The 26,167-nt window shown below is 28.4% G+C and carries 36 protein-coding genes; 33 read left to right on the plus strand and 3 right to left on the minus strand.

The genetic code is table 11. The features are described 5' to 3' along the window. Positions 1 to 45: 45 nt before the first annotated feature. The 3 genes from AAQM_RS03890 to AAQM_RS03900 all read left to right on the plus strand — a co-directional run bounded on the left by AAQM_RS03890 (position 46) and on the right by AAQM_RS03900 (position 4,121). Entirely contained in the window at positions 46 to 2,082 is a 2,037-nt protein-coding gene (locus AAQM_RS03890; protein ID WP_129096017.1) for a TonB-dependent receptor domain-containing protein, read from the plus strand. 127 nt (positions 2,083 to 2,209) lie between these two features. After that, positions 2,210 to 2,875 carry a DUF4198 domain-containing protein gene (locus AAQM_RS03895; protein ID WP_129096018.1) on the plus strand — a complete coding sequence of 222 codons (666 nt, stop codon included), beginning with the start codon at positions 2,210 to 2,212 and terminating at the stop codon, positions 2,873 to 2,875. Positions 2,876 to 2,885: 10 nt separating this feature from the next. Then, positions 2,886 to 4,121: a PepSY-associated TM helix domain-containing protein gene (locus AAQM_RS03900; RefSeq protein ID WP_129096019.1), complete on the plus strand. Its 1,236-nt coding sequence runs from the start codon at positions 2,886 to 2,888 to the stop codon at positions 4,119 to 4,121. A 100-nt stretch (positions 4,122 to 4,221) separates the two neighbouring features. Here AAQM_RS03900 and AAQM_RS03905 read toward each other — a convergent pair whose 3' ends face one another. Beyond that, positions 4,222 to 4,608, minus strand: coding sequence for a class II SORL domain-containing protein (locus AAQM_RS03905; RefSeq protein ID WP_128986812.1), 387 nt, complete (start codon positions 4,606 to 4,608; stop codon positions 4,222 to 4,224). Between the two features lie 143 nt (positions 4,609 to 4,751). Between AAQM_RS03905 and AAQM_RS03910 the strand changes: the two genes are divergently transcribed. The 3 genes from AAQM_RS03910 (at position 4,752) to AAQM_RS03920 (ending at position 7,108) form a co-directional block, all read left to right on the plus strand. Next, complete coding sequence (locus AAQM_RS03910) at positions 4,752 to 5,573, plus strand: thiamine-phosphate kinase (protein WP_129096020.1); 822 nt, start codon at positions 4,752 to 4,754, stop codon at positions 5,571 to 5,573. A 40-nt stretch (positions 5,574 to 5,613) separates the two neighbouring features. Further along, the gene (truD, locus tag AAQM_RS03915; protein ID WP_129096021.1) at positions 5,614 to 6,678 is read left to right on the plus strand and encodes a tRNA pseudouridine(13) synthase TruD; all 1,065 of its coding nucleotides are present in this window, start codon (positions 5,614 to 5,616) and stop codon (positions 6,676 to 6,678) included. 76 nt (positions 6,679 to 6,754) lie between these two features. Continuing rightward, positions 6,755 to 7,108, plus strand: a complete 354-nt coding sequence (locus tag AAQM_RS03920) for a hypothetical protein (protein WP_128986815.1) — start codon at positions 6,755 to 6,757, stop codon at positions 7,106 to 7,108. 23 nt (positions 7,109 to 7,131) lie between these two features. Here the strand turns inward: AAQM_RS03920 and AAQM_RS03925 are convergent, their stop codons facing one another. Further along, positions 7,132 to 9,321 (minus strand): methyl-accepting chemotaxis protein, encoded by a 2,190-nt coding sequence (locus tag AAQM_RS03925; protein ID WP_129096022.1) that lies wholly within the window; start codon positions 9,319 to 9,321, stop codon positions 7,132 to 7,134. 106 nt (positions 9,322 to 9,427) lie between these two features. Here AAQM_RS03925 and ruvA point away from each other — a divergent pair, with 106 nt between their 5' ends. Genes ruvA through AAQM_RS03955 form a run of 6 tightly spaced genes read left to right on the plus strand, consistent with a single transcriptional unit; the run spans position 9,428 to position 14,993 of the window. After that, positions 9,428 to 9,991 carry a Holliday junction branch migration protein RuvA gene (ruvA, locus tag AAQM_RS03930; protein WP_129096023.1) on the plus strand — a complete coding sequence of 188 codons (564 nt, stop codon included), beginning with the start codon at positions 9,428 to 9,430 and terminating at the stop codon, positions 9,989 to 9,991. A gap of 24 nt (positions 9,992 to 10,015) precedes the next feature. Then, complete coding sequence (locus tag AAQM_RS03935; RefSeq protein ID WP_129096024.1) at positions 10,016 to 11,056, plus strand: D-alanine--D-alanine ligase; 1,041 nt, start codon at positions 10,016 to 10,018, stop codon at positions 11,054 to 11,056. Positions 11,057 to 11,059: 3 nt separating this feature from the next. Continuing rightward, entirely contained in the window at positions 11,060 to 11,779 is a 720-nt protein-coding gene (locus AAQM_RS03940) for an alpha/beta fold hydrolase (RefSeq protein WP_129096025.1), read from the plus strand. Then, a complete protein-coding gene (locus AAQM_RS03945; protein ID WP_129096026.1) occupies positions 11,766 to 13,202 on the plus strand; it encodes a Mur ligase family protein in 1,437 nt (478 codons plus the stop codon). Before AAQM_RS03940 ends, AAQM_RS03945 begins: the two co-directional genes overlap by 14 nt. Before the next feature lie 22 nt (positions 13,203 to 13,224). Then, positions 13,225 to 13,713 carry an HIT family protein gene (locus AAQM_RS03950; protein ID WP_129096027.1) on the plus strand — a complete coding sequence of 163 codons (489 nt, stop codon included), beginning with the start codon at positions 13,225 to 13,227 and terminating at the stop codon, positions 13,711 to 13,713. A 56-nt stretch (positions 13,714 to 13,769) separates the two neighbouring features. Continuing rightward, a complete protein-coding gene (locus AAQM_RS03955) occupies positions 13,770 to 14,993 on the plus strand; it encodes a zinc ribbon domain-containing protein (protein WP_171920652.1) in 1,224 nt (407 codons plus the stop codon). A gap of 34 nt (positions 14,994 to 15,027) precedes the next feature. On the opposite strand, the gene AAQM_RS03960 is transcribed toward AAQM_RS03955, so the two are convergent. Then, a complete protein-coding gene (locus AAQM_RS03960; RefSeq protein WP_129096226.1) occupies positions 15,028 to 16,278 on the minus strand; it encodes an NAD(P)/FAD-dependent oxidoreductase in 1,251 nt (416 codons plus the stop codon). A gap of 264 nt (positions 16,279 to 16,542) precedes the next feature. On the opposite strand from AAQM_RS03960, the gene rpsJ reads away from it, so the two are divergent. From rpsJ to secY, 21 genes are read left to right on the plus strand one after another with little or no spacing between them, the layout of a single operon-like run. Then, positions 16,543 to 16,857 (plus strand): 30S ribosomal protein S10, encoded by a 315-nt coding sequence (rpsJ, locus tag AAQM_RS03965; protein ID WP_014473685.1) that lies wholly within the window; start codon positions 16,543 to 16,545, stop codon positions 16,855 to 16,857. Between the two features lie 19 nt (positions 16,858 to 16,876). Further along, complete coding sequence (gene rplC, locus AAQM_RS03970; RefSeq protein WP_128986824.1) at positions 16,877 to 17,452, plus strand: 50S ribosomal protein L3; 576 nt, start codon at positions 16,877 to 16,879, stop codon at positions 17,450 to 17,452. Then, on the plus strand, positions 17,449 to 18,060 hold the full coding sequence (rplD, locus tag AAQM_RS03975; protein WP_129096225.1) for a 50S ribosomal protein L4: 612 nt from the start codon (positions 17,449 to 17,451) through the stop codon (positions 18,058 to 18,060). The genes rplC and rplD overlap by 4 nt, the downstream gene beginning before the upstream one ends. A gap of 1 nt (position 18,061) precedes the next feature. After that, positions 18,062 to 18,343, plus strand: a complete 282-nt coding sequence (locus AAQM_RS03980; RefSeq protein WP_128986826.1) for a 50S ribosomal protein L23 — start codon at positions 18,062 to 18,064, stop codon at positions 18,341 to 18,343. 11 nt (positions 18,344 to 18,354) lie between these two features. Continuing rightward, positions 18,355 to 19,182, plus strand: a complete 828-nt coding sequence (rplB, locus tag AAQM_RS03985) for a 50S ribosomal protein L2 (RefSeq protein ID WP_128986827.1) — start codon at positions 18,355 to 18,357, stop codon at positions 19,180 to 19,182. Positions 19,183 to 19,191: 9 nt separating this feature from the next. Next, entirely contained in the window at positions 19,192 to 19,467 is a 276-nt protein-coding gene (gene rpsS / locus AAQM_RS03990; protein WP_118885947.1) for a 30S ribosomal protein S19, read from the plus strand. A 2-nt stretch (positions 19,468 to 19,469) separates the two neighbouring features. Further along, on the plus strand, positions 19,470 to 19,802 hold the full coding sequence (gene rplV / locus AAQM_RS03995) for a 50S ribosomal protein L22 (RefSeq protein ID WP_014473691.1): 333 nt from the start codon (positions 19,470 to 19,472) through the stop codon (positions 19,800 to 19,802). After that, a complete protein-coding gene (gene rpsC, locus AAQM_RS04000; RefSeq protein ID WP_128986828.1) occupies positions 19,802 to 20,506 on the plus strand; it encodes a 30S ribosomal protein S3 in 705 nt (234 codons plus the stop codon). Before rplV ends, rpsC begins: the two co-directional genes overlap by 1 nt. Before the next feature lie 2 nt (positions 20,507 to 20,508). Next, the gene (rplP, locus tag AAQM_RS04005; RefSeq protein ID WP_128986829.1) at positions 20,509 to 20,934 is read left to right on the plus strand and encodes a 50S ribosomal protein L16; all 426 of its coding nucleotides are present in this window, start codon (positions 20,509 to 20,511) and stop codon (positions 20,932 to 20,934) included. Next, on the plus strand, positions 20,921 to 21,112 hold the full coding sequence (gene rpmC / locus AAQM_RS04010) for a 50S ribosomal protein L29 (RefSeq protein WP_128986830.1): 192 nt from the start codon (positions 20,921 to 20,923) through the stop codon (positions 21,110 to 21,112). The genes rplP and rpmC overlap by 14 nt, the downstream gene beginning before the upstream one ends. Positions 21,113 to 21,122: 10 nt before the next feature. Beyond that, on the plus strand, positions 21,123 to 21,374 hold the full coding sequence (gene rpsQ / locus AAQM_RS04015) for a 30S ribosomal protein S17 (RefSeq protein ID WP_024776087.1): 252 nt from the start codon (positions 21,123 to 21,125) through the stop codon (positions 21,372 to 21,374). Continuing rightward, a complete protein-coding gene (gene rplN / locus AAQM_RS04020) occupies positions 21,374 to 21,742 on the plus strand; it encodes a 50S ribosomal protein L14 (protein WP_024776088.1) in 369 nt (122 codons plus the stop codon). The genes rpsQ and rplN overlap by 1 nt, the downstream gene beginning before the upstream one ends. A 1-nt stretch (position 21,743) precedes the next feature. Then, positions 21,744 to 21,983 carry a 50S ribosomal protein L24 gene (gene rplX, locus AAQM_RS04025; protein WP_128986831.1) on the plus strand — a complete coding sequence of 80 codons (240 nt, stop codon included), beginning with the start codon at positions 21,744 to 21,746 and terminating at the stop codon, positions 21,981 to 21,983. 1 nt (position 21,984) lies between these two features. After that, on the plus strand, positions 21,985 to 22,533 hold the full coding sequence (gene rplE / locus AAQM_RS04030) for a 50S ribosomal protein L5 (RefSeq protein WP_129096224.1): 549 nt from the start codon (positions 21,985 to 21,987) through the stop codon (positions 22,531 to 22,533). Further along, positions 22,533 to 22,718: a type Z 30S ribosomal protein S14 gene (locus AAQM_RS04035; RefSeq protein WP_004510833.1), complete on the plus strand. Its 186-nt coding sequence runs from the start codon at positions 22,533 to 22,535 to the stop codon at positions 22,716 to 22,718. The genes rplE and AAQM_RS04035 overlap by 1 nt, the downstream gene beginning before the upstream one ends. 12 nt (positions 22,719 to 22,730) lie before the next feature. Further along, complete coding sequence (gene rpsH / locus AAQM_RS04040; RefSeq protein ID WP_129096223.1) at positions 22,731 to 23,129, plus strand: 30S ribosomal protein S8; 399 nt, start codon at positions 22,731 to 22,733, stop codon at positions 23,127 to 23,129. A 9-nt stretch (positions 23,130 to 23,138) separates the two neighbouring features. After that, positions 23,139 to 23,675, plus strand: a complete 537-nt coding sequence (gene rplF, locus AAQM_RS04045) for a 50S ribosomal protein L6 (protein WP_129096222.1) — start codon at positions 23,139 to 23,141, stop codon at positions 23,673 to 23,675. Positions 23,676 to 23,684: 9 nt separating this feature from the next. Next, positions 23,685 to 24,044 carry a 50S ribosomal protein L18 gene (gene rplR, locus AAQM_RS04050; protein WP_128986835.1) on the plus strand — a complete coding sequence of 120 codons (360 nt, stop codon included), beginning with the start codon at positions 23,685 to 23,687 and terminating at the stop codon, positions 24,042 to 24,044. Between the two features lie 9 nt (positions 24,045 to 24,053). Then, a complete protein-coding gene (gene rpsE, locus AAQM_RS04055; RefSeq protein ID WP_118916816.1) occupies positions 24,054 to 24,497 on the plus strand; it encodes a 30S ribosomal protein S5 in 444 nt (147 codons plus the stop codon). Positions 24,498 to 24,501: 4 nt separating this feature from the next. Beyond that, positions 24,502 to 24,900 (plus strand): 50S ribosomal protein L15, encoded by a 399-nt coding sequence (rplO, locus tag AAQM_RS04060; RefSeq protein WP_128986836.1) that lies wholly within the window; start codon positions 24,502 to 24,504, stop codon positions 24,898 to 24,900. A gap of 2 nt (positions 24,901 to 24,902) precedes the next feature. After that, positions 24,903 to 26,165 carry a preprotein translocase subunit SecY gene (gene secY, locus AAQM_RS04065; protein WP_129096221.1) on the plus strand — a complete coding sequence of 421 codons (1,263 nt, stop codon included), beginning with the start codon at positions 24,903 to 24,905 and terminating at the stop codon, positions 26,163 to 26,165. Positions 26,166 to 26,167: the final 2 nt, after the last annotated feature.

Below are 26,167 nucleotides of genomic sequence, written 5' to 3' on the forward strand. Positions count from 1 at the left end.
TAGCCAGCCAATAAAAAACAATAAAATTTTTATACAAGGAAAATAATGAATACAAAAATTTCAAAAGCTCTTGCAGCTATTTTAGTTTCTCAGGTTTCATTGGTAGCAAATACAGTTTTAGAAGATGTAAATGTAACAACTGTTACAACAGCAGGTGGATATGAACAAAATATTGCAGATGCAGCTGCTACTATTTCAGTAATTACAGCTGAAGAGTTAGAAAAAAAATCTTACTCAGATGTAACTGATGCTCTTAAAAATGTGCCAGGTGTTTATGTAAATGGTGGAGGAAGTAATCAAACAATATCAATTCGAGGTATGGGTGATTCTTATACTTTATATTTAATTGATGGAAAACCAATGAATGATGGTAGATTACTTACAACAAATGGTGGTGTAGCTGGAGCATCAGTTAATTTTTTACCACCACTTGAAGCTATTGATAGAATCGAAATTATTAGAGGTCCTGCTTCATCTTTATATGGTTCTGATGCCATGGGAGGTGTTATAAATATTATTACTAAAAAACATTCTGATAAAGTAACAGCTAGTATAAAAACAGAGTATATTAAAGCAGATTCATCAAATAAAGTAAATAATGATTCACAAAATACTAGTATTTATATAAATGCTCCTTTAGTTGATAATCTTCTGTCATTACAAATTACAGGTGGATATCAAACAACAGATGAAAGTAGTTTACAAAGAAATAGTACAGAATCAAGTGAAAGTGAACCAGATTTTGAAAGAAAGAATTTTGGTGGTAAATTTATATTTACTCCTGATGAAAATAATACTATTACAGCTGGATATTCTCATACTTTACAAGAAAGAACACACAATCCAGGAATAAGTTTACCTTCTACAAATACTAGAACTTATTCAAAACTAGAAAAAGCAAACTATAATTTAACCCATGAAGCAAAATATGATAAATTTGTAGTTAATTCATATTTACAATATGATAATGATAAAAATAATTCAATTACTGGAAGAACAGTTGCTGGAGTACAAAATCCAGGTGGTATAGAATTTGAAACACTTACAGCAAATTCTCAAGGAACATATTTTTTTGATACAAATTCTTTAACTCTTGGTGCAAACTATAAAAAAGAGAGTCTTAAAGATGGTACAACTAATCAAAATGCTAAAATGGCAGGAAAAATAACAGAGTTAGAAAGATATCAGTGGGCATTATTTGCTGAAGATACTTGGCAGGTTACAGATGATTTAGCTTTAACTTTAAGTGGTAGATACGATAATAATGAAATTTTTGGAAGTAATCTTTCTCCAAAAGTTTATGCTGTTTATAGTTTAACTGATAATTTTAATTTAAAAGGTGGAGTTATTTCTGGATATAAGGCTCCAAGTTTAAGAAGTTCTTCTCCTGAATATATGTTAAATTCAATGGGTGGCGCACTTCTTCCTAATCCTGATTTAGAACCTGAAAAAAGTTTAACATACGAAACAGGTATTGCTTATGATAATCCAGATATGGGATTAGCTGGAAGTTTGATGCTTTTCCAAACAGACTTTAAAGATAAAATTACTAGATCTTCTAGAGTTGCAGGAAGTCAAACAGCAGGTAGTCAATTTTATATAGATAATCCAAATCTTCCTTTTAATAGTTATGGTTATACAAATCAATTTAATGTAGATAAAGCAGAAATTCAAGGTATAGAAATTACAACAGATTATTATATTTTAGAAAATTTAAAATATAGACACTCTTATACTTATACAGATAGTGAACAAAAATCAGGAGCGAACAAAGGAAATCCATTAAATGATATATCTAAACATATGTTTAATGCAGGAATAGATTGGGATGCAACTTCTAAATTATTATTATGGACACAAGCAAATTATAGAGGTAAAACAGGAGGAACATCTTCAGATCCAAGTGATAAAAATCCTTCATATACATTTGTTGATTTAGGTGCTGTTTATAAATATGATAAAAATTTACAATTTTCTGCAGGAATTTATAATTTAGCCAATAAAGAAGTTACAACAGAAGATGGATATGATTATATCTTAGACGGTAGAAGATATAGCGTTGCTATGAATTTAAAGTTTTAAGAAATAATATTTTATAAGGTAAATGTAACTCTACATTTATCTTATATACTTAATAACAATTATCAATTTCGTTAAGAAACTGTTAAAATTTATATAATACAATTCGCGACAAAAATAGGAGTTTAAAATGAAAAAATTAGCATATTCAATACTTTTATCATCAATAGCCGTAGTTTCAGCAAATGCTCATGAAATTTGGTTGGATTTAGATGATAAAAAAAATGAAGCAAAATTGTTTTTTGGTCACTTTGATGGAAAGCAAACTGAAAGTGGTGAAAAATTTGCAAGAATAAAAGAGGGAGTTTCATATCCTGATGGGTTGGTAAAAGATGTAAAAAGAGATGATAATAGTATTACTTATACTTTAAGTAAAAAAAGTGATATCGCTGTTGTTAGAACATCAGAACCTAGAAAAGCTAGAAATTCTGAAATAGTAGAAAATAAAATTTCTTACACAAAAGCAGGAAGAACGTCAGTAGAATCAATTATTGATTTTGATATTATACCCCTTGCAAAAGATAGTAATAGTTTTAGATTGGTATTTAAAAATGAACCAATAAAAAAATCAAAAGTAAAAGTTATCTCTCCAACTGGTTGGGAAAAAACATTTGAAATAAATGATAAAGGTGAGTTTACAATACATACTCCATGGATTGGTAAATATTTATTACAAGCTTCTTTAGAAGATGAAACAAAAGGAGAAATTGATGGAAAGACTTTTGATAAAACAATTCATTTTATAGCATATACAATTGAGGTAAATCAAGGCTTACCTTGGGAAACAAAAAAGTAAGAAGTGAATAATGCATAAAACAATATGGTTTAAAATACATTGGATTTTAGGAATTACAGCAGGGATAATTCTTTTAATAGTTGGAGTTACAGGAGCTATTTTATCTTTTGAAAAAGAGATTATGAAAGCTATAAATAGTGACAGTTATTATGTAAAAGTTATAGAGGGACAGGATAAGTTAACTACTAAAGAGTTATTAGAAAAATTTCAAGCATCAAATCCTAAAGCAAAGATAAATAGTATCTCTTTTTCATTGGATAAAGAATCTTCTACAGTTATAAATGTTGCAAGTGAAGGTGCAAGAAGAGGTTTGAATATTTATATAAATCCTTATACTGCTGAGGTTTTACCAGATTTAGTTGGAAAAGATTTTTTTGGATTTATTTTAAGACTTCATAGATGGTTAGCCTTCCCTCAAGAAATAAGAGAAGTTGGAAAACAAACAGTTGCTATTTCAACAGTTGCTTTAATAGTTCTTATTATAAGTGGAATTATTGTTTATTGGGGAAGAATAAAACATGCCTTTTTCAAAAGTTTTACTTTTAAGTTTAAACATAAGGGAAGAGCATTTTTATCAACAATGCATAGTGCAATAGGTATGTGGGTGATTCCGTTTTATTTATTAGCTGCTTTAACAGGACTTTATTGGTCTTATGGCTGGTATAATAATATGCTTTATTCAATAGCAGGAGTAGAAAAACCTCAAAGACAACAAGCGCCACAGCCTCAAACTCAAAAAGAATCTAAATCTGAAGAGCAAAAAGTTGAAGGACAAAAAGAAAGAAAAACAGAAGGACAAAGAGCTGAAAGAGCACAAGGTCAAAGACCTCAAGGTGAAACTTCATCATCTAAGTTTGTAGATATTCAAAAAGCTGTAGAAATGTTTAATATTTTTGTTCAAAGAGATTATTCAAGTGTAACTCTTCGATTCCCACAAAAAGGAACAATTTATAGTTTTAGTTATTTAGATACAGATCCTGCTCATTATAGAGCTAGAAATACTCTTGAAGTGGATATTAATTCTTGGCAATTGTTAAAACATGAAAGATACAATGATTTACCATTAAATGAAAGATTGATGAAAAGTATTTTACCTTTACACACAGGTGAATATTTTGGACTTATTGGACAAATTGGTATGTTTATTGCATCTGCTTTAATGGCATTATTTACAATAACAGGTTTTATGCTTTATATAAATAGACATAAAAAGAAAAAACCAAAAATTCAACAACAAAGAGCATAAGAAATATTTCTTATACTCTTTTTAGAGTTAATATATGTAAAGATATAAAAAAAGGTAAGAAGTTTAACTTCTTACCTTTTTTTTAGGATAAGGGTTTTAATTACTCAGTAACTTCAACAGTTACAGGCGTACCTTCCCAAATTCCGTGTTTAGTACAGTAACCATGAGCAACTAAGTTTAATTTTGAACCAGTTGGAATGATTGTAAATGTAGTTGTATTATGTGCTTTTACATTTCCTAATGTTCCTGGAACATATGTAGCTTTTGCTAATAATGTTTCACCGTTAAATAATGAAACAGACTCAATATAATGATCAAAATCATCTGGATGAGTATATTCATTACCCATTTTTACAGTAACTTCAAATGGCTCACCTTTTTTTGCAGTTGATGCACAGTGAATAAATGGACTGTGTCTATCAATTAAATCTTTTTTTGCTTCTCTTTCAACAGTATCAATATCAACATATTTGTTAATTTTTGGCATGGTAATCTCCTAATTAAATTTTTAAAAATAGATTATACAATAATTTTTGTAAAATAATTAAGATATTTTTTATCCTCTTTGTTTAAATTAGAAAATTCTTTTGTTTTCGTGTATATTTTGCTCATCTTTGATATAATAAAAATATGAATAAAGAAGAATATTTTATAAAACAATTTTCAAATAACAAAATAATTGGTGATGATGGTGCTTTTATTGATGGATTTGTTTACTCAATGGATGCTTTTTTTGAAAATGTACATTTTAAAAAAGAGTGGATGAGTTTAAAACAAATTGCTTATAAATCAATGATTGTAAATATCTCAGATGCGATTGTTATGAATGCAAAGCCTTTATATGCACTTTTAAGTGTTGCAATTCCTAAATCATACAGTGAAGATGATTTGAAAGAGTTAGCAAAAGGTTTTAAAAAGGCTGCTCAAGAGTTTGAAATAGAGATTATTGGTGGGGATACAATCTCAAATGAAAAATTAGATATTTCTGTTACTATTATCTCAAAATCATCAAATCCAATTTTTAGAACTGGAGTAAAAAAAGATGATTTTTTATGTTATACAGGAACTTTAGGTAGTTCAAAAAAAGATTTAGCAGCTTTATTTAAAAATGAGAAAATTTCTAAAAAATCAAAATTTATAAAACCAGTTTTAAATCCTAAATTTTTTTATGAAATAGCTCCTTTTGTTACAGCATCTATGGATATCTCAGATGGATTATTTTTTGAATTAGAAAGATTATCAAAGGCAAGTAAAATAGGATTTGAATTTTTTGAAGAAATTGATGAAAATATTGGAACATCAGGAGAAGAGTATGAAATACTTTTTTCATTTAATCAAAAAAATTTAAAAAAGATAGAAAAAATTGCAAAAAAATATAAAATAAAATTAAATATTTTTGCAAAAGCTATAAAAGGTAGTTATAAAACAGATGCTAAAAATCATCATTTTTAGCAAAAAAATATTAGGAACTTAATTTAAAGGAAATAAAATATTGGAACAATTACAAAGATATTTAAATCACTCAAAAATTGATGTGGTTTTTAAACAAAACAAAGATGATTTTGTTGTTACTGAAATTCCACTTTATGAATTTTCAGGTGATGGTGAGCATTTGGTTTTAAAGATTAGAAAAAAAGATTTAGCAACTTGGGATGCTATAGAAATTTTAGCAAGATATTTAAATTGTAGTTCAAGAGAGTTTGGGTATGCAGGGTTAAAAGATAAAAATGCTTTAACTGTTCAATCGATTTCAATTCATAGAAAATATGAAGAGCAATTAAAATCTTTTCAACATGAAAATATAAAAATTCTTGAAACAACTTATCATAATAATAAAATTAAAGTAGGGCATTTAAAAGGAAATAAATTTTTTATTAGACTTAAAAGAGTTGGAGCAATTGAAAAAAGAAAAATAGAAGAGGCTTTAGGACAAATCGTAACTTATGGTATTCCAAATTATTTTGGTTTTCAAAGATTTGGAGTAGAAGGGGATAACTATAAAAAAGGTAAAGATATTATTGATGGAAAATTAAAAGAGAAAAGAAGAAATTTGAAGCAAATGTATATCAATGCTTATCAAAGTTATCTTTTTAACTCTTGGCTTTCAAAAAGAATCGAAATATCAAAACTTATTGATGCTTTTGAGCCAAAAGAGATTTATGAAAAATTAAATCTTCCTTTAGATGTTGTAAAAAGAATGAAAAAACAAAAACATCCTTTTAAACTTTTAACAGGTGATTTGTTATCTCATTATCCTTTTGGAAAAATTTTTACAATTGAAGATTTAGAAGAAGAAGCTTTGAAATTTTATAAAAGAGATAGAGTTCCCACAGGACTTTTAAGTGGAAATAGGGTTAAAACTTCAATTGATTTAGCTTATGAAATAGAAAAAGAGTTTGAAGAAAAAACAGGAGAAGATGGCGCAAGAAGATTTGCATGGGTTTTTCCTGAAGATGTTTCAAGTAACTATAAAGAAGAAAAAAACTGGATGGAAATACAATTTTATCTTCCAAAAGGTTCATACGCTACAGAAGTAATAGCTGAAATAATTCATTAATAACTAAATAAATATAAAATGTATTAAGTAAAAATCAGTTAAACTATTCATAGGAAATAGGATAAAAAGGATAAGTATGAAATATGAAGAGTTGATAGCACAGTTATGTGAAGTTATAAAAGAATCAGAAAATAATGCTCAATTGATTTATGAAAATGCAGAAAGTATTGATTTTATAGTTGATGATTTAGATATTCTTCTTCACAAAAAAAATAAGATTAAAAATATGATTTCTGAAATTTATGGTCTATTACAAAATCAAGATTTACATAGACAAAAGATAGAAAGAGTTGTTAATTTTGTTTGTGAAAAAAATGATATAGATAAAACTCAATATAATCTGGCTCCAAGTGCTAAAAATATTGACTCTTGTGAAGATACTTTATCCGCAGATGAGTTAGAGTTATTAATAAAACAAATGCAGTCTTAAAATAAAAGAAGAATTTTCTTCTTTTATTTCTTTTTACAAGCTTCTCTTTTTACGTTATTTAAATTTCCAAAAATTCTTAAAGCTTCCATTTCAACTTCTTTAGCTTTTTTATTTAGTTCTTCATTTTTCTCTTTATTTGAATTCGCATTTACTAATTCTTGTAGGTTAAGATGGAATTTAGTATTTAACTCATCTATATTTTTCATAATAGTCATATCTACTCTTTTACCTGAGTTAATATGTTTTTCACTCCATTGTTTTAAAGAAGTGTTCTCTTCAATTTTAAATGATTTATAATTCCCTAACTTCCCATAAACTTTATCTTTTGTATTTAGCAAATCAACTTTTAATAAAGCTGTATCATAAACTAAATCTACATCGCAAACTTTATCTAATGAATCCTCTAAAAAAGATGCTCTTGCTGCTGCTGTAACTAATGAATTAGACATTTGTGCAATATTTGAAGCCATTGTTGAAATTTGATCTGCTACTTGTGCATTTTTTTGTGTTGCTTGGTCTAGCATATTAATTGCATCATTAATTTGAATAATACCTCTTTCTTGCTCTTTTGAAGCAGTTGCTACTTTATCTATTGTTAAAATAGTATTTGAAATATTTTCATTTAACTCTTTATATCCTTCTATCATATTATCAGAAATATTTTTACCTTCTTTAGCCTTTTTACTTGCTAGTTCTACTATATTTTTTATTTCTCGTGCTGCTTCTGCACTTCTATTTGCTAAGTTTCTTACTTCAGCTGCAACAACAGCAAATCCTTTTCCAGCTTCTCCAGCCGTTGCTGCTTCAACGGCTGCATTTAGTGAAAGAATATTTGTTTGGAATGCTATTTGATCAATTACTTCAATAGCTTCATTAATAGAACTTACTTCTTTATTTATTTCATCCATTGAATTAGCTGTTTGATTTGCTAACTCTTGACCATTTTTAGCAGAAACTGTTACATTATGAGCTAATTGTGACATTTGTGTTGTTGCTTGTGTATTTGCTTGAATAGTTGATGTTATTTCTTCTAGTGCAGCTGCTGTTTCTTCTAGTGATGCAGCTTGTTGATTAGAAGATGTAGATAAATTATTTGAAGCATTTGAAAGGGTTTTTGTATTTTCATTTAAAGAGTTACCCGTATTCATAACCATTGCTAAAATTTCAGATGTATTATTTCCAACAAGTTTTATTCCTGAAGTTACTGAACCTAAGTTTCCATAAATCCCATCATCATTTATAATAAAATCATATTTTGATTCTGCATAATATCTTAATGTTTCATTTATTTTATCAACAGTTTGTTTTGTTCTTTCAATCATTGAATTTAATTTATTTTTTAAATCTTCAACATGTGGATTAGAAGCTATTCCATTTACTTTATAAACAAAGAATCCATTTGCAGTTTTTTCTAAAACATCACTTGCTTCTTCAATAACTTTTTCATCTTGTTTTAATCCAACTCTTACTTTATTCATATATGAGTTAAATAAATCAGCAACTTCTCCTATTTCATCCTTTGAATCAACACTTAATGTAATGTTTGTATCATTTGAATGTAAAAGATTTTCAAATCCATTTTTTAATTTTCCTATTGGATTTGTAGCTTTTTTTACAATAAAGAAAATTAATCCTATTGTTAATATTGATAAAAGTATTGAAATAAATGATATCTCTGTAATTAATGTATTGATTTTTTTATCTGATTCATCTAGTGAAAAAGTTAAATCCATTACTCCTATTACATCACCTTCATTTTGATTTGCATGACACATCATACATTCTGCTGTTGCTATCATTGGTTTTATCATTCTTAGACTATGACCATTTTCATCTTTTGTTTGTAACAATAAAGGTTCTTTGGTATCAAAAGTTTTTAAAATATCTTTATCTGTAGTATATTTATCATTTGATGGATAAAGTTCCATTAATGGTTGACTTTTTGCAACAGTTAAATTTTTTACACCCTTTATCTGCCTTGCATCATCTTCTGCTTTTGCTATTTGTGCAGGATCTCCTGTGTTCATAGCATTTCTAAGACTTTGAAACATCGCAGCATTTAACATCTCTAAGTTTTCTTTTGTTTTAACTATTGAATCTTCTGTTACTTTTGAAGTTGTTACAAAGATTACAGTTAAGCTACTAAATGACATCAAAATGAATAAAGCTATGATAATTTTATTACTTATCTTTTTTGTTATTATTTCAAACATTTTACCAGCCTTTTTGTTTAAGTGTATTTATTATATAATGAAATCTATTTATTAAATATTAATTAAATATTAAATTGAACAATTTATTTAACAAAGAGTAAAATGTATGATTGTAGGGCTTATAGGAAAAGTAACGAAAAAAGAACCAACATTATTAAATATAAATGTTAATGGAATTATTTACGAAGTGTTTGTGTCAATTAATTGTAGTTCAAAAATTATTTCTGATGAAATAAAGTTAGAAATCACACATATTATTAGAGAAGATTCACAATCTTTATATGGTTTTTTAGATTCAAATGAGAAAAAACTTTTTGATACGGTTATTAAAATAAATGGTGTTGGACCAAAGGTTGCACTTGCCATTTGTTCAACGTTCACTCCAACTTCATTTGCACAAATAGTAAATGAAAATGATGTTTCAATGCTAAAAAGAGTTCCTGGAATTGGACCAAAAGGTGCCAGTAGAATTTTAGTTGAATTATCTGGATTTATTGTTGATTCCCATGACAATTTGGAAGATTCAAGTTTATCTTCATCTTTTGAAGCAGCTTTAGCTTTAGAATCATTGGGATTTAAAAAAGATGTTGTATCAAAAGTATTAAAAACTTGTGTTAGTGGAAATACAAGTGATTTAGTAAAAGAAGCATTAAGAAAATTACAAAAATAAATTTTAAATAAGGAATACAAGAAGATGAAAGTTGCTATAGTTTTTGGTGGTGTTAGTTTTGAACATGAAATTTCAATAGTTAGTTCAATTGCAATGAAAGATGTGTTAAAAGAGGAATTAATATATCTTTTTTTAGATGCTTCAAGAGATATGTATCATATTCCAACAGATATTATAAAATCAAAACTATTTAGTTCAGGTGATTATAAAAAATTTGAAAAAGTATATTTTCAAAAAGGTGGTTTTTATAAAAAAGGTGGACTTTTTGCTAAAGAAAAAAGTATTGATTTTGATGTTGTTTTAAATCTATCTCACGGAGGAGATGGAGAAGATGGTATTTTATCATCTGTTTTAGATTTTTATAGTATTCCATTTATAGCTCCAAGAACTGAAGCTTGTGTAATTAGTTCAAATAAGTTTTTAACAAAAGGTTATGCTTCAAGTGTTGAAGTTAATACTTTAGATTATAAATATTTTACAAAAGGTGATGAAGTTGTAGTTGAAACTTTTCCAGTTATTTTAAAACCTGTAAAACTTGGAAGTTCAATTGGAGTTTCTATAGTAAAATCTCAAGAAGAGTTAGAATATGCTTTAGATGTTGCTTATGAATTTGATGATGCAATAATAATTGAACCATTCATTAGTGGAGTTAAAGAATACAATTTAGCTGGAACAAAAGTAAATGGTGAATTTAAATTTTCAATTATTGAAGAACCACAAAAAACAGAATTTTTGGATTTTGATAAAAAGTATTTAGATTTTTCAAGAACTTCAAAAGCAAAAGAGGTTGATTTAGGTGAAAAATTAAATAATGAAATTAAAGAGTCATTTAAAAGATTGTATAACAACCTGTTTGAAGGTTCTATCATAAGATGTGATTTCTTTGTTGTAAATGATAAAGTATATTTAAATGAGATAAATTCAATACCTGGTTCTATGGCTAACTATTTATTTGAAGATTTTTCTACATTATTTAAAGAAGTAGCAAATAACTTACCAAGAAAAAAACATATTCCAATAAATTATGAATATGTAAATAAAATTCAAGCAAGTAAGGGAAAATAAACTTTGGCAACAAAAAGTTTAACTATTAACAATAAATTTTTTGATATTTCCTATGAAATTATAAATCCAATGGCGACAAAGGATATTGTATTCTTACATGGTTGGGGTTCAAATAAAGATATTATGAAAAATGTTTTTTCTCCATATCTTAAAAATTTTAGACATATTTATATAGATTTGCCAGGATTTGGAAAAAGTGAAAATAAATATGTTTTAACAACAAATGAGTATGCAAAAATTACAGAAGAGTTTTTAAAACTCCTAAATTCTTCAAAAGATATAATTGTTGGTCATTCTTATGGTGGAAAGGTAGCGACTTTAATAAATCCAAAAAATCTTGTGCTTTTAAGTAGTGCAGGAATTTTAGAAGAAAAGCCACTTGATGTTAAAATAAAAATATTTTTTGCAAAATTTTTAAATTTTTTTGGTTTAAAAAATATAACTAAAAGATTTAGAAGTAAAGATGTAAATAGTATGAGTGAAAATATGTATTTGACTTTTAAAAATGTAGTTAATGAGGATTTCTTTCAAGAATTTTCTAATTTTACAAATAATGCATTAATATTTTGGGGTAAAAATGATGTAGCAACTTCACTAAAATCAGGTGAAACAATTGCAAATTTAATAAAAAAATCATCATTTATATCTTATGATGGCGATCATTACTTCTTTGTGAAAAACGCAAAAGATATTACAACGAGAATAGAAAATGGAATATGTTAATATAATTACACACATAATATTGATTATGAGTTTAGGTTGGTATTTAATTACTAATCTACAATGGTATAACTATAAATTAGATAGAGTTATTTTTAAGCATCATAAATGGCAATGGCATATAACTTATTTCCTATCTCCTATTATACTTTTTTATATTATTCCTGAACCTTATTTCCCTATTTATTTTTATATTGTATATATGACAAGTTTTGTTTTATGGAATAGAAAATTAGATAAGCCATTGGTTTTGACAGCAAGAGTAAAAAGATTTTTAATAATCTTACTTTTTGTAACTTTTTCTATGACAGCACTTTGTCTATCAAATCCAAAATGTACAAATATGTTTATTTTTGCTCCTTTAGTTTTAACTTATGCTATTTCTACGATTTTAGAAAAAATATTTTTTATTTCATTTAAACATAAGGGTAAACAAAGACATCAAAGTATCGCAGGTTTACGTACTATTGCAATAACAGCTTCTTTTGGTAAAACTTCAATCAAAAACTATTTATATCATGTTTTAAAAAATAAATATAAAGTTTATAAAACTCCAAGAAGTGTAAATACAATAGGTGGAATAGTTTTAGATGTAAATAAAGATTTGCCTTTAGATACACAAATATATATTGCAGAAGCAGGAGCTAGATTAAAAGGTGATATTGAAGAGATAGCTTTATTTTTAGAACCTCAAATATGTATAATTGGAAGTGTTGGAGAGCAACATATTGAGTATTTTAAAACCTTAGATAATATTATTCATACTAAAATGGAACTTTTAAAATCTCCAAAAATGCAAATGGGATTTGTTCATGAATCAGTTCCTATAAAAGATTATCCAACAATAACAAAGTTCCCTAATAATCTTAAAATTACAAAAAGTAATTTAGATGGAATTTGGTTTGATGTTGAAGTTGCTGGAAAAATAGAAAATTTTTATGCTCCAATTTTAGGAAGTTTTAATGCTATAAATTTAACAGCAGTTATTTTAGTCGCAAATTATTTAGGTATGAGTATTCCTGAAATAAAAGTTTCTTTAATGGGACTACCGCAGGTTGAACATAGACTTCAAAAGATTGAAGCAGGTGGTAAGTTAATTATTGATGACTCTTATAATGGTAATTTAGAAGGTATGTTAGAAGCTGTAAATATTTGTACAAATCATAAAGGAAGAAAAGTAATAATAACTCCAGGACTTGTAGAATCAACTGATGAAGCAAATATTCTTTTAGCAAGAGCAATAAATGAAAATTTTGATTTTGTAATATTAACAGGAAGTTTAAATACGCATTTATTTGTAGCAAATATAGATAAACAAAAAGTTTATGTTTTAAAAGACAAATCTTTAATGGAAGCAACATTAGCAAAAACAACAAAAGCTGGAGATTTGATTTTATTTGCAAATGATGCTCCTAATTTTATTTAGTTAAAAGAAAATAGGAAGTTATATGGAACATCTATACGCGCCATGGCGATACTCTTATGTTAGTGAAGAAAAAATTGAAGGTTGTGTTTTTTGTCATATTGCCAATAATTTAGAAGATGAAAAACTTCAAGTTTTATTTTATGATGAATATTGTTATGTTGTTATGAATAAATTTCCATATAGTCCAGGTCATATAATGGTAATTCCTTTCTTTCATACTTCAAATATAGAAGAGTTAGAAGAAGAAATTTGGCAAAGAGTAAGTAAAAGAGTTAGACAAGCTGTATCTCTTTTAAAGCAAGTTATGCCATGTGAAGGTGTAAATATTGGTATGAATCTTGGACGTGCTGCCGGTGCTGGAATAGAACAACACGTTCATTATCATATTTTACCAAGATGGATAGGTGATACAAATTTTATTACATCAATTGGAGAAACAAGAGTTTATCCAGCTGATTTTAATGAAATTTTTATAAAACTTAAAAATAGCTCATCAAAATATTTTATTTAATCACAAATTTTAAATAACAGAGTAGAATAATTTTTTATTTTATTTAGGAGTTCTTAATGAAAAATTTTTTGAAAAATTTTTATCAAAATAACTTTACCTATAAAGGAAAAGAAAAATTATCAAAATTAACAATATTCTTCATAATTGTTTTAAATGTGATAATTTATTATGTTTTACATCTTGGAATAGATTTCCAAACTAAAGTATTAAATAGTCCAAGCGTTACTTTTCCATATAAATGTCGTGATGTTATTAATAGTAAATATTTGGATGATTTTAATCAATATTTTTATTCAAATGATGATTATAATTATTACGACGAAGACTCAAAATATCAAGATATTAAAAATAAACAAATTGATTTAAGATGTGAAGATATTTTTACTAAATTAGAATTTATAAAAAATGAACATGATATTAAGAGATTAAAAAATGATCTAAAAATTGTTTTAAATAATGAAACTAAAATAAATAATGAAATTTACTATATAAAAGAGAATTATAATACTGTTTTATTTGAAAAAATGAGCTCTCAAAAAAATGAACAATCAATAATAAAGGATAATTTAAATAATCAAAACATAAAAGAAAAATATGATGCTTATTTAACTCAATTAGAAGAGATTAAAAAAAATAAAGAGGATTTATATAAAGAGTTTAAAGAATCAAAAAGTGTACAAAAATTAATAGAATATGTAAATAATAATAAAGATGAGATAAATGACTCAGTAAAAGAGTTTACAAAGTCTTATTATTTTAAAATAGAATTGATAACTTTATTATTTTTATTTCCTTTAGTAATTTTATTCTTTTATTTAATGAAAAGATATTTAAAAAAAGAGAAGTATATACTTTATATAATATTTAAAAATATTCTATTTGTAGCATTAATACCAACTACAATATCAGTTTTATCTTTAATCAATCAATTTTTACCAAAAATTTTCATAGAAAAATTATTGATGTTTTTTTATTCAATAGAAATTCCTTTTGTTGTTTACTACTTTGTTGTTATAGTATTCATAATAATTTTTACAATTTTAATAATAAAAATACAAAAGAGATTTAAAGAAAATAGTGAAAAACTAAAGAATAATAAAATCACAATTATAGATTCTTACAATAAAAGTTGTTGTAATAATTGTGGGAATAAAGTAGATTTTAATACAATGAATTATTGTCCTTGTTGTAAAAATCAATTAAAAATAGAGTGTAATAACTGTCATGAAATGACAATAAAAGAATTAGATTACTGTTTTAAATGTGGAAGTGAGATATAAAAATTAAATAAAATGTAGGTATTGACCTACATTTTTAGTATTTTCCTTGATAAAAACCAGAAAATAAAAGTATATCATCACTATTTTTATTCTCTAAATCATTTACAATCAAATCTTTTAATATAGAAGCTAGTGCTGGACCAAAAGTCATTCCTAACCAACCTAATCCCATACCATAAATCAAGTTTTTATATTTTTCATCTCTTCCAATAAGTGGCATATCATTAGGTGTTAAAGGTCTGAATCCCGTCCATTCAACAATATTTTCCATTTCAAAAGGAACAGTATATTTTTTGAAATTTTCTTTTATACTTTCAATTTGTTTTTTTACTATTTGATGATTTGTTGAACCAATCTCTAATTTTGATGTAATTCTTACATCATCACGTCTTGGTGTCATAACAATAAATAAATCAGAAAATAGTGTGGATGTAACTGGTTGCAATTCATTAGGCATTTTAAAAGTAATACTATATCCTTTTGCCGGTGTCATCATTAGATTTTGATTTACTTTATCTGCTAAAAGTGTTTGATAGCCTGTTGACATAATATATGTATCTGCTTCATAAGTATTTAGAGCTGAACTAATAGATTCAATTTTTGAATCAGAATATTTGATATGTGAAATTCTTTCATTTAAAATAAATTCAGCACCATTTTCTTTTAAATATCTTTTTAGTTCTAGCATTGTTCTTTTTGAGTCAAAGTGAGTATTTCTTTTAAAATGAATAGCTCCTTTAACATCATTTGTAATACAAGGTATAAATTCTTTTATTTTATTTTTTTCAATGATTTCAAAAACATCATCATTTTTTATTGAATAATCAAGTAGTTTTTTGTTATAACTTTTTTGTTCAGTAAAAACAGATAACATACCCTTTCTATGAAAATCTAAATCTAAACCATCAATATTTTGCATTTTTTCATAAGCATCATTTGATATGTGACCATATTTCTCAAATAAAGCTAAAGTTCTTTTTAGTCTATCTTTATTTGCACTATTTACAAATTTCCATAACCATTTATATATTTTTGCATCTAAAGTAGGGTGTATATTTACAGGTGATTCACCTTTTATCATAAGTTTTAATGTATTAAAAACAATCCCTGGATTGGCAAGTGGTCCTTTATCAAATGCAGATAATAAACCAGCATTTCCAAAAGAGGTTGAATTTGTTATATCACTTTCATCTATAATTGTAACTTTTCTATCTGCTTTAAGAAGTTCATATGCAGTTGTTAAACCCATAATTCCAGCACCAATAATTATAATATCTCGTTTCAAAAATCAACTCCTTTAGTGAAAAAAGATTATAAAATAATAAAGAGTATTTATACCTTAAGTAGAAGTCTAAAATACTTAAATTAAACTTATTTATATCTCTTTAATGTTGAAATATTCCTTTTAATAAGGAAATAAAATTTCAAATTTATTTTAAGAAGCCCCATAATTGTTGACATTTAACTTCAATTAAGTTATAATCCGCGTCCACTAAATGTGGTTAGTATGCATTTTTGCATATCTAACGAGTTCTTTAAAGGAAAATTAATGGAAAAAATCAGATTAAAGCTTAAAGCTTATGATCATAGAGTTTTAGACAGAAGTGTTGCTTCAATTGTTGAAGCTGTTAAAAGAACTGGTGCTGATTTGAGAGGTCCAATTCCTCTTCCTACAAAAATCAGAAGATATACAGTTATTAAAGGTCCTCACGTAAATAAGGATTCAAGAGAGCAGTTTGAAATCAGAGTTCATTCAAGAATTATTGATATTATTGCTGCGACTCCAGATACAGTAGATTCATTAATGAAACTTGACTTAGCTCCTGAAGTTGATGTTGAAGTAAGATCTATGGGTCAAGAATAAGAAGAAAGGGTAATACAAGATGGAATTTATAGTTCAAAAAATCGGTATGAGTAGAACAGTTTCTGTTCCAAGTACAGCTGTTACACTTTTAAAAGTTCTTGATACGAAAGTATGTGAAGTTAATAATGGTGTAGCACTAGTTTCTTATAGCAATGGTAAAAAATTTAACAAAGCTATCGAAGGTCAACAAAAAAAGTTTAACTTATCTAAAGAGTTTAACAGATTTGCAACAATTACTGTAGCAAATAGTGAAGCTGGTGATTTAGAAGTTTCTGGATTAAGTGAAGCAAAAGTAGTAAAAACAACTTTTAAAACAAAAGGTAGAGGTTTCTCTGGTGTTGTAAAAAGATGGAATTTTGCTGGTGGTAGAGCATCACACGGTCACAGAATGGGTAAAAGAACTGGTTCAATCGGTAACTGCGAATGGCCAGGAAGAGTTCAGCCAGGTAAAAAAATGCCAGGGCAATACGGAAATACAAATGTATCTGTAAAAAATGAAATTATTTCATTTGATGCTGAGACAGGAATCTTAGTTCTTAAAGGTTCAGTATCTGGTGCAAATGGTTCATTAGGAAAAGTAAAGGTTGCTAAATGAGCAAAGCTATAGTATTAAACGAAAAATTTGAAAATAATGGTGAAGTAGTTTTACCAGCGAGTTATGATGAAATCAATTCTCACAACTTATATTTATATGTAAAATCATATTTAGCGTCATTAAGATCAAATACAGCAAGAGCTAAAACAAGAGCAGAAGTAAGCGGTGGTGGTAAAAAACCTAAAGCTCAAAAAGGTTCTGGTGCAGCTAGATGGGGTTCTAAAAGATCACCATTATTCGTTGGTGGGGGACAAGCATTTGGACCTACTAAAAGAAACTATAACCAAAAAGTTAATAAAAAACAAAAAGCTTTAGCATTAAAGTATGCTGTTAATGCACAAGCTAATAATGGTTCGTTATTTGTTGTTGATTCAATCAAAATTGAATCAGGTAAAACAAAAGAGGCAGTTGCAGTTTTAAATAAACTAAATAAAAGAGATACATTAATAGTGTGTGATGTTATTGATGAAAAAACTTATTTAGCATTCAGAAATATTAAAAACTGTTATGTGGTTGAGAAGCAAGAAGTTAACGCTTATTTAATTGCTGCATACCATTCAGTATTAATTGAAAAATCAGTGCTTGATGCATTAACAAAAGAGGCTTAAGATGGCAGATATTACAGATATTAAAGCAATATTATATACAGAAAAAACAATTGAGCTTCAAGAAAATGGTGTAATCGTTGTTCAAACTAGTCCAAGAATGACTAAAAACGGTTTAAAAGAAGTATTTAAAGAGTATTTTGGTGTAACTCCATCAAAAGTTAATTCTTTAAGACAAGATGGTAAAGTTAAAAGATTTAAAGGGAAAATAGGTAAAAGACCTGATTTCAAAAAATTCTATGTTACATTACCAGAGGGCGCAGCTATTGCGAACCTTTCAGCTTAAGGAGATTATAAATGGCAATTAAAAAATTTAGACCAATAACTCCTGCAAGAAGATTCATGTCTGTTATGGACAGCTCTGATATTACTTCAAAACCAACAGTTAGATCTTTACTTGTAAGAGTAAAAGCAGCAGCTGGTAGAAATAATAACGGTAGAATTACATCTAGACACAAAGAAGCAGGTGCTAAAAAATTATATAGAATCATTGATTTTAAAAGAAATAAATTCGGTGTAGAGGGTACTGTATCTACTGTTGAGTACGATCCATATAGAAATTGTAGAATTTGTTTAGTTACTTATTTAGATGGTGATAAAAGATATATTATTCAACCTTCTGGATTAAAAGTTGGTGATAAAGTTCAAGCTGCTGAATCAGGTCTTGATATTTTACCTGGTAATGCAATGAATTTAATGAACATTCCAGTTGGAACAATGGTACATAATATTGAAATGAAACCAGGAAAAGGTGGTCAAATCGCTAGATCTGCTGGTGGATATGCTCAAATCATGGGTAGAGAAGATAAATATGTAATCATGAGATTACCTTCAGGTGAAATGAGAAAAATTTTAGGTGTTTGTATGGCTACTGTTGGTGTAGTTGGAAATGAAGATTTCACAAACATGGTTGTTGGTAAAGCTGGTAGAAGTAGACACCTTGGAATTAGACCTCAAACTAGAGGATCTGCAATGAACCCTATTGATCACCCACACGGTGGAGGGGAAGGTAAAACTAACTCTGGTAGACATCCTGTTACTCCATGGGGTATGCCAACTAAAGGTTATAAAACTAGAAAGAAAAAAGCTAGTGACAAACTAATCATTTCAAAAAGAAAGAAGTAAGGGTTTAAGATGGCAAGATCGATAAAAAAAGGTCCATTTGTAGACGCACACCTGATGAAAAAAGTTATCAAAGCTAATGAAGCTAATGATAAAAAACCAATTAAAACTTGGTCAAGAAGATCAACTGTATTACCAGATATGATTGGATTAACTTTCAATGTGCACAATGGAAGAAACTTCGTTCCAGTAAATGTTACTGAGAACCACGTTGGATATAAATTAGGTGAGTTTGCACCAACTAGAACATTTAAGGGCCATAAAGGTTCTGTTCAAAGAAAGGCATAAGAATGGCTAAAGCAATATTAAAATTTATTAGACTTTCTCCAATTAAAGCTAGATTAATAGCAAGAGAAGTTCAAGGAATGAATGCAGAGTATGCAATTGCATCTTTACAATTTACTCCAAATAAAGCTGCTGGAATTATTTCTAAAGTTATAGCTTCAGCTGTAGCAAATGCAGGTTTAGATCCAGTTGATGCTGTTATTACATCAGCTAGAGTTGATAAAGGTCCAGTTCTTAAGAGATTTACTCCAAGAGCAAGAGGTTCAGCTTCACCAAAGCATAAACCAACTGCACATATTATGATTGAAGTAGCTGCTGCAACTAAAGGAGATAAGTAATGGGTCAAAAAGTTAATCCAATAGGTTTAAGATTAGGTATTAATAGAAACTGGGAATCAAGATGGTTTCCTAAATTCGAAACAATGCCAGCAAATGTTGCAGAAGATGATAAAATCAGAAAGTATGTAAAAAAAGAGTTATACTATGCTGGTATCGCTCAAACTATGATTGAAAGAACTGCAAAAAAAGTTAGAGTTACAGTTGTAGCTGCTAGACCTGGTATCATTATTGGTAAAAAAGGTGCTGACGTTGAAAAACTTAAAGATGCACTTTCAAAATTAGTTGGTAAAGAAATAGCTGTAAACATTAAAGAAGAGAGAAAACCTCAAATTTCTGCACAATTATCAGCTGAAAATGTTGCTCAACAATTAGAAAGAAGAGTTGCATTTAGAAGAGCTATGAAAAGAGTTATGCAAAATGCATTAAAAGGTGGAGCAAAAGGAATTAAAGTTTCTGTTTCTGGTAGACTTGGTGGAGCTGAAATGGCTAGAACTGAGTGGTATTTAGAAGGAAGAGTTCCATTACATACTTTAAGAGCAAGAATCGATTATGGTTTTGCTGAAGCTCATACAACTTATGGTTGTATCGGTATTAAAGTTTGGATTTTCAAAGGTGAAGTATTAGCAAAAGGTATCCCAACTGAAAAAGCTGAAGAGTCAACTTCTAAACCTAAAAGAAGACCAACTAAGAAAAGAGGTAAATAATTATGTTAATGCCTAAAAGAACAAAGTTCAGAAAGATGATGAAAGGCCGAAATAGAGGTATGGCTCATAGAGGAAACTCTTTAGCATACGGAGATATCGGTATCAAAGCTGTTGAACACGGAAGAATTGATTCAAGACAAATCGAAGCGTCAAGAATTGCAATGACAAGAAAAGTAAAAAGACAAGCAAAAGTTTGGATTATGGTATTCCCTGATAAGCCACTTACTGCAAAACCATTAGAAACAAGAATGGGTAAAGGTAAAGGTTCTGTTGATAAATGGGTTATGAACATTAAGCCTGGAAGAATTTGTTTTGAGATGGCTGGTGTAGGTGAAGAATTAGCTAGAGAAGCTTTAACTTTAGCAATGCACAAGCTACCATTTAAAACTAAAATTGTAACAAGAGATAGCGAAAATGAACTATACTGATTTAAAAGACAAAAACTTGAATGAACTTCAAGTATTATTAAAAGAGAAAAAGGTGCTTCTTTTTGAATTAAAAGCTAAGCTAAAAACAATGCAGTTAACAAATACTTCTGAATTAAGAGCAACAAAAAAAGATATTGCAAGAATTCAAACAGCTATAACTGCTGCAAAAGCTAACTAAGGATCTAAGTATGACACATAAAAGAGAGATTCAAGGTGTAGTGGTAAAAAGATCAGGTGATAAAACAGCTTCTGTATTAGTTACAAGATCGGTTTTACACCCAAAATATCACAAAACTGTAAAAAGATTTAAGAAATATTTAGTTCATGATGAAAAAAATGAGTTAAATGTTGGTGATAGTGTTATCGCTATTGAGTGTAGACCATTGTCAAAAACTAAATCTTTTAGATTAAAGACAATAGTTGCTACAGGAGTTAAATAATGATTCAAAGTTTTACAAGATTAAATGTAGCTGACAACACAGGTGCAAAAGAGATTATGTGTATCAAAGTTTTAGGTGGTTCTAAAAGAAGATACGCAACTGTTGGTGATGTAATTGTTGCTTCAGTTAAAAAAGCTTTACCAACTGGAAAGATCAAAAAGGGTCAAGTTGTAAAAGCTGTTATTGTTAGAACTCATAAAGAAGTTCAAAGAGAAAATGGTTCATTAATTAGATTTGATGATAATGCAGCGGTTATTCTTGATGCAAAAAGAGAGCCAGTTGGAACAAGAATTTTTGGACCAGTTGCTAGGGAAGTAAGATATTCAGGTTTCATGAAAATCGTTTCACTTGCACCGGAGGTATTATAATATGGCAATTAAATTAAAAATCAAAAAAGGTGATACTGTAAAAATTATCGCTGGTGATGACAAAGGTAAAACTGGAGAGGTTTTAAGAGTATTACCTTCTAAAAACAAAGTAATTGTAAAAGATTGTAAAGTTGCTAAAAAAACAGTTAAGCCTGATCAAGAAAAAAATCCTGATGGTGGATTTGTAAACAAAGAGATGCCAATTGACATTTCAAACGTAGCAAAAGTAGAGGGTAACTAAGATGGCATCAAGATTATTTGACAGATATAAATCAGAAATCAAACCAGTATTAGAAGCTGAATTTCCAAAAAACAAGTGTTTAACAGCTAAATTAGAAAAAGTTGTTATCTCTGTTGGTGCTGGTGAAGCGATGAAAGATTCTAAATTAATCCAAAATATTGAAGATACAATCTCTTTAATAGCTGGTCAAAAAGCTGTAAAAGTTATTGCTAAAAAATCAGTAGCTGGATTTAAAGTTAGAGAAGGTATGCCTGTTGGTGTAAAAGTTACGTTAAGAGGTGAGCAAATGTATCATTTCTTAGATAAATTATGTAACGTTGCATTACCAAGAGTAAAAGACTTTAGAGGTCTTAACAAAAATGGATTTGATGGAAGAGGAAACTTCAACTTTGGTTTAGATGAGCAATTAATGTTCCCAGAAGTTGTATATGATAACATCATCAAAACACATGGTATGAATATTTCAATTACTACTAGCTCAACTAACGATGCTGAAGCATATAGATTATTAGAATTAGTAGGAATTCCATTTACAAAAGGAAGAGCGTAATGGCAAAGAAATCTATGATCGCTAAACAACAAAGAACACCTAAGTTTGCTGTAAGAGCATACACAAGATGTTCTGTTTGTGGAAGACCTCACTCTGTTTACAGAGACTTTGGTTTATGTAGAGTTTGTTTAAGAAAAATGGCTAACGAAGGTTTATTACCTGGTGTTAGAAAAGCTAGTTGGTAGGAGAAAAAAGCTATGATGAATGATATAATCGCAGATGCTTTAACTAGAATTAGAAATGCTGCAATGAGAAAATTAGAAGTTGCAACATTATTACACTCTAATACTGTAGTAGGTGTTTTAAACGTTTTATTACAAAAAGAGTATATTACTGGATTCAAAGTTATTGATGGACAAAACAATAAAAAAACAATTCAAGTTGAATTGAAATATGATGATAATGAGAAATCAGTAATCAACGAAATTAAAAGAGTTTCTAAACCAGGAAGAAGAGTTTATAAAAACGCTTCTGAGATTAAAAACTTTAAAAATGGGTACGGTACTATTATCGTTTCAACTAACAAAGGTGTAATTGCTAATGATGAAGCATTTGCAGCTAATGTTGGTGGTGAAGTACTTTGTACTGTATGGTAGGAGAGTGTAATGTCTAGAATTGGAAAAAAACCTATCGCAATCCCAGCTGGTATTGAAGTAACAGCTAACGGTACTGTAATTAGTGTAAAAAAAGGTAACAATATTTCTACAGTTGAAACACACGGAAGAGTAGGAATTGAAGTAGCTGATGGACAAGTTGTATTAACTAGAAATGGTGATTCAAAAGAGTCTTCAGCATTTTGGGGAACTTATAGAGCTTTAACTGCTAATGCTATTAATGGTCTTAATGTTGGATTTACAAAATCTTTAGAAATCAATGGTGTTGGTTATAGAGCTGCTGTAAAAGGTGATATTTTAGAACTACAATTAGGTTATTCTCACCCGATTAACTATGAAATCCCAAAAGGATTAGAAGTTACTGTTGAAAAAAACATAATCAATGTTAAAGGTGCTGACAAACAACAAGTTGGTCAAGCTGCTGCAATTATTAGAGGCTTTAGAAAACCAGAACCATATAAAGGTAAAGGTGTTAAATATACTGATGAGAAGATCATCAGAAAAGCCGGAAAAACTTCTAAGAAGTAAGGTGTAACTATGAGTAGAATAAAAGATATAGCTAAAAAAAATGCTTTAAGAATTAAAAGAAAAAAAAGAGTTAGAGGATCTATTTTTGGTACTGCTGAAAAACCAAGAGTATCAATTTTTAAATCTAATAAATACGTTAGTGCACAAGCTATTAATGATGTTGAAGGTGTAACTTTAGCGGCTGTTAGCTCTCAAGCTATGGGATTAAACATTAATAAAGAAAATGCAGTAAAAGTAGCAGCACAACTTGCTGAAAATTTAAAAGCTGCTGGAATTGAAACAGTAGTTTACGATAGAAATGGTTATCTTTACCATGGTGTAGTAGCAGCATTTGCTGATGCACTAAGAGATAACGGTATCAAATTATAAGGGTTAATGATGGCAGCGGTAAATAGAGAAGATTTTCAAGAAGCAATCGTTAAAATCGGAAGAGTAACAAAAGTTGTAAAAGGTGGAAGAAGATTCAGATTTACAGCTTTAGTTGTTGTTGGTGATAAAAACGGTACAGTAGGATTTGGAACTGGTAAAGCTAAAGAGGTTCCTGATGCAATTAAAAAAGCATTAGATGATGCATTCAAAAGTTTAGTAACAGTTTCTATCAAAGGAACTACAATCGCACATGATATTGAACATAAATATAATGCAAGTAAAATATTATTAAAGCCAGCATCAGAGGGTACTGGGCTTATCGCTGGGGGAGCTGCAAGACCTGTTCTTGAGCTTTCAGGTGTTAAAGATATTATTGCTAAATCTTTAGGTTCAAATAATCCAAACAACCTTGTACAAGCTACTGTTGAAGCATTAGCTAAGATTAAAGGATAAGAATATGGCATTAGAAAATTTACAACCAGCTCCTGGTAGTGTTAAAAATTCAAAAAGAATTGGTAGAGGTCAAGGAAGTGGTACAGGTAAAACTGCTGGAAAAGGTAACAAAGGTCAAAAAGCTAGATCTGGTTATAAAATGAAAAGAGGATTTGAAGGTGGTCAACAACCACTTTACAAAAGACTTCCTAAAGTTGGATTCTTTTCAAGAGTAACTAAGCCTTATTCTATTAATGTAGATAAAGTATCACAAATTGCAACACTTGATGAAATTACATTAGATTCAATTAAATCTGTGTATAAATTATCAAAATCAGTTGAAAAAGTTAAATTAATTGGTTCAACTGCAAAAGATTTAGTAGCTAAGATTAAAGACGAAAACGTTACAACTACTGGAAAATAATTATGAGTAAAGATCTAATAAATAAGATTCTTATTACATTAGGCTTTATTTTTCTTTACAGGTTACTGGCATACGTGCCAGTACCTGGAGTTAATATAGATGTAGTTAAAGAATTTTTCGACTCAAATGCAAACAATGCGTTAGGTCTTGTTAATATGTTTAGTGGTAATGCTGTTGAAAGACTAAGTATTATTTCACTAGGAATCATGCCTTACATTACTGCTTCTATTATTATGGAACTTCTAGCAGCAACTTTCCCAGCACTTGGTAAAATGAAAAAAGAGAGAGATGGAATGCAAAAATATATGCAAATCATCAGATATACAACAATTGTAATTACATTAATTCAATCGATTGGTGTTTCAGTTGGTCTTAATTCATTAACAGGTCAAAATGGACAAGGTGCTATTTCAATTGATATGAATACTTTTATTGCAGTTTCTGCAATTTCTATGTTAACTGGAACTATGCTTCTTATGTGGATTGGTGAACAAATCACTCAAAAAGGTATAGGAAATGGTATTTCATTAATTATTTTCGCTGGAATTGTTTCTGCAATACCAAGTGCGATTGGTGGTACAATTGATTTAGTTAATAATAGTCAAATGAGTTTTTTAACAGTTATTGGTATTTTAATTGTTATTCTTTTAACAGTTGGTGCAATTATTTATGTTGAACTAGGAGAAAGAAGAGTTCCTGTTTCTTATTCAAGAAAAGTAATGATGCAAAATCAGAAAAAAAGAGTAATGAATTACATCCCTATAAAAGTTAATTTAAGTGGAGTTATTCCAGCAATTTTTGCGAGTGCTATTTTAATGTTTCCAGCTACTGTTTTACAGGGGAGCCAAAATAAGTACTTAGTTATGATTGCTGATTATTTAAATCCAAGTTCATATACTTTTAATTTATTTATGTTCTTATTTGTAGTTTTCTTTGCATTTTTCTATGCATCAATTACATTTAATGCAAAAGATATTTCTGAAAACTTGAAAAAACAGGGTGGATTTATTCCAGGTGTTAGACCAGGAGAAAGTACAGCATTGTTTTTAAATGATGTTGCTAGTAGATTAACTTTCTGGGGTGCTATTTATATGGGATTAATATCAACTATTCCTTGGCTTGTTGTAAAAGCTATGGGAGTTCCATTTTATTTTGGAGGTGTTGCTGTATTAATCGTTGTACAAGTTGCAATTGATACTATGAGAAAAATTGAAGCTCAGCAATATACAAATAAATATCAAACACTTAGTGCGGTTGGATTGTAAAA

Origin of the sequence: Arcobacter aquimarinus, assembly GCF_013177635.1 — a bacterium.
Lineage (GTDB): Bacteria > Campylobacterota > Campylobacteria > Campylobacterales > Arcobacteraceae > Aliarcobacter > Aliarcobacter aquimarinus.

Bases quoted from the DNA above. Each gene is read 5' to 3' on its own strand.
- rplO (WP_128986836.1), top strand. From the start codon at position 24,502: ATGGCATTAGAAAATTTACAACCAGCTCCTGGTAGTGTTAAAAATTCA.
- rpsH (WP_129096223.1), top strand. From the start codon at position 22,731: ATGATGAATGATATAATCGCAGATGCTTTAACTAGAATTAGAAATGCT.
- AAQM_RS03890 (WP_129096017.1), top strand. From the start codon at position 46: ATGAATACAAAAATTTCAAAAGCTCTTGCAGCTATTTTAGTTTCTCAG.
- rplC (WP_128986824.1), top strand. From the start codon at position 16,877: ATGGAATTTATAGTTCAAAAAATCGGTATGAGTAGAACAGTTTCTGTT.
- AAQM_RS03980 (WP_128986826.1), top strand. From the start codon at position 18,062: ATGGCAGATATTACAGATATTAAAGCAATATTATATACAGAAAAAACA.
- rplD (WP_129096225.1), top strand. From the start codon at position 17,449: ATGAGCAAAGCTATAGTATTAAACGAAAAATTTGAAAATAATGGTGAA.
- rplP (WP_128986829.1), top strand. From the start codon at position 20,509: ATGTTAATGCCTAAAAGAACAAAGTTCAGAAAGATGATGAAAGGCCGA.
- AAQM_RS03955 (WP_171920652.1), top strand. From the start codon at position 13,770: ATGAAAAATTTTTTGAAAAATTTTTATCAAAATAACTTTACCTATAAA.
- AAQM_RS03945 (WP_129096026.1), top strand. From the start codon at position 11,766: ATGGAATATGTTAATATAATTACACACATAATATTGATTATGAGTTTA.
- AAQM_RS03935 (WP_129096024.1), top strand. From the start codon at position 10,016: ATGAAAGTTGCTATAGTTTTTGGTGGTGTTAGTTTTGAACATGAAATT.
- rplB (WP_128986827.1), top strand. From the start codon at position 18,355: ATGGCAATTAAAAAATTTAGACCAATAACTCCTGCAAGAAGATTCATG.
- rplX (WP_128986831.1), top strand. From the start codon at position 21,744: ATGGCAATTAAATTAAAAATCAAAAAAGGTGATACTGTAAAAATTATC.
- AAQM_RS03900 (WP_129096019.1), top strand. From the start codon at position 2,886: ATGCATAAAACAATATGGTTTAAAATACATTGGATTTTAGGAATTACA.
- rpsE (WP_118916816.1), top strand. From the start codon at position 24,054: ATGGCAGCGGTAAATAGAGAAGATTTTCAAGAAGCAATCGTTAAAATC.
- AAQM_RS03920 (WP_128986815.1), top strand. From the start codon at position 6,755: ATGAAATATGAAGAGTTGATAGCACAGTTATGTGAAGTTATAAAAGAA.
- AAQM_RS04035 (WP_004510833.1), top strand. From the start codon at position 22,533: ATGGCAAAGAAATCTATGATCGCTAAACAACAAAGAACACCTAAGTTT.
- rplN (WP_024776088.1), top strand. From the start codon at position 21,374: ATGATTCAAAGTTTTACAAGATTAAATGTAGCTGACAACACAGGTGCA.
- rpsQ (WP_024776087.1), top strand. From the start codon at position 21,123: ATGACACATAAAAGAGAGATTCAAGGTGTAGTGGTAAAAAGATCAGGT.
- rplE (WP_129096224.1), top strand. From the start codon at position 21,985: ATGGCATCAAGATTATTTGACAGATATAAATCAGAAATCAAACCAGTA.
- rpmC (WP_128986830.1), top strand. From the start codon at position 20,921: ATGAACTATACTGATTTAAAAGACAAAAACTTGAATGAACTTCAAGTA.
- ruvA (WP_129096023.1), top strand. From the start codon at position 9,428: ATGATTGTAGGGCTTATAGGAAAAGTAACGAAAAAAGAACCAACATTA.
- AAQM_RS03925 (WP_129096022.1), bottom strand. From the start codon at position 9,321: ATGTTTGAAATAATAACAAAAAAGATAAGTAATAAAATTATCATAGCT.
- rpsJ (WP_014473685.1), top strand. From the start codon at position 16,543: ATGGAAAAAATCAGATTAAAGCTTAAAGCTTATGATCATAGAGTTTTA.
- rplR (WP_128986835.1), top strand. From the start codon at position 23,685: ATGAGTAGAATAAAAGATATAGCTAAAAAAAATGCTTTAAGAATTAAA.
- rplV (WP_014473691.1), top strand. From the start codon at position 19,470: ATGGCTAAAGCAATATTAAAATTTATTAGACTTTCTCCAATTAAAGCT.
- AAQM_RS03950 (WP_129096027.1), top strand. From the start codon at position 13,225: ATGGAACATCTATACGCGCCATGGCGATACTCTTATGTTAGTGAAGAA.
- AAQM_RS03905 (WP_128986812.1), bottom strand. From the start codon at position 4,608: ATGCCAAAAATTAACAAATATGTTGATATTGATACTGTTGAAAGAGAA.
- rpsS (WP_118885947.1), top strand. From the start codon at position 19,192: ATGGCAAGATCGATAAAAAAAGGTCCATTTGTAGACGCACACCTGATG.
- secY (WP_129096221.1), top strand. From the start codon at position 24,903: ATGAGTAAAGATCTAATAAATAAGATTCTTATTACATTAGGCTTTATT.
- AAQM_RS03910 (WP_129096020.1), top strand. From the start codon at position 4,752: ATGAATAAAGAAGAATATTTTATAAAACAATTTTCAAATAACAAAATA.
- rpsC (WP_128986828.1), top strand. From the start codon at position 19,802: ATGGGTCAAAAAGTTAATCCAATAGGTTTAAGATTAGGTATTAATAGA.
- AAQM_RS03895 (WP_129096018.1), top strand. From the start codon at position 2,210: ATGAAAAAATTAGCATATTCAATACTTTTATCATCAATAGCCGTAGTT.
- rplF (WP_129096222.1), top strand. From the start codon at position 23,139: ATGTCTAGAATTGGAAAAAAACCTATCGCAATCCCAGCTGGTATTGAA.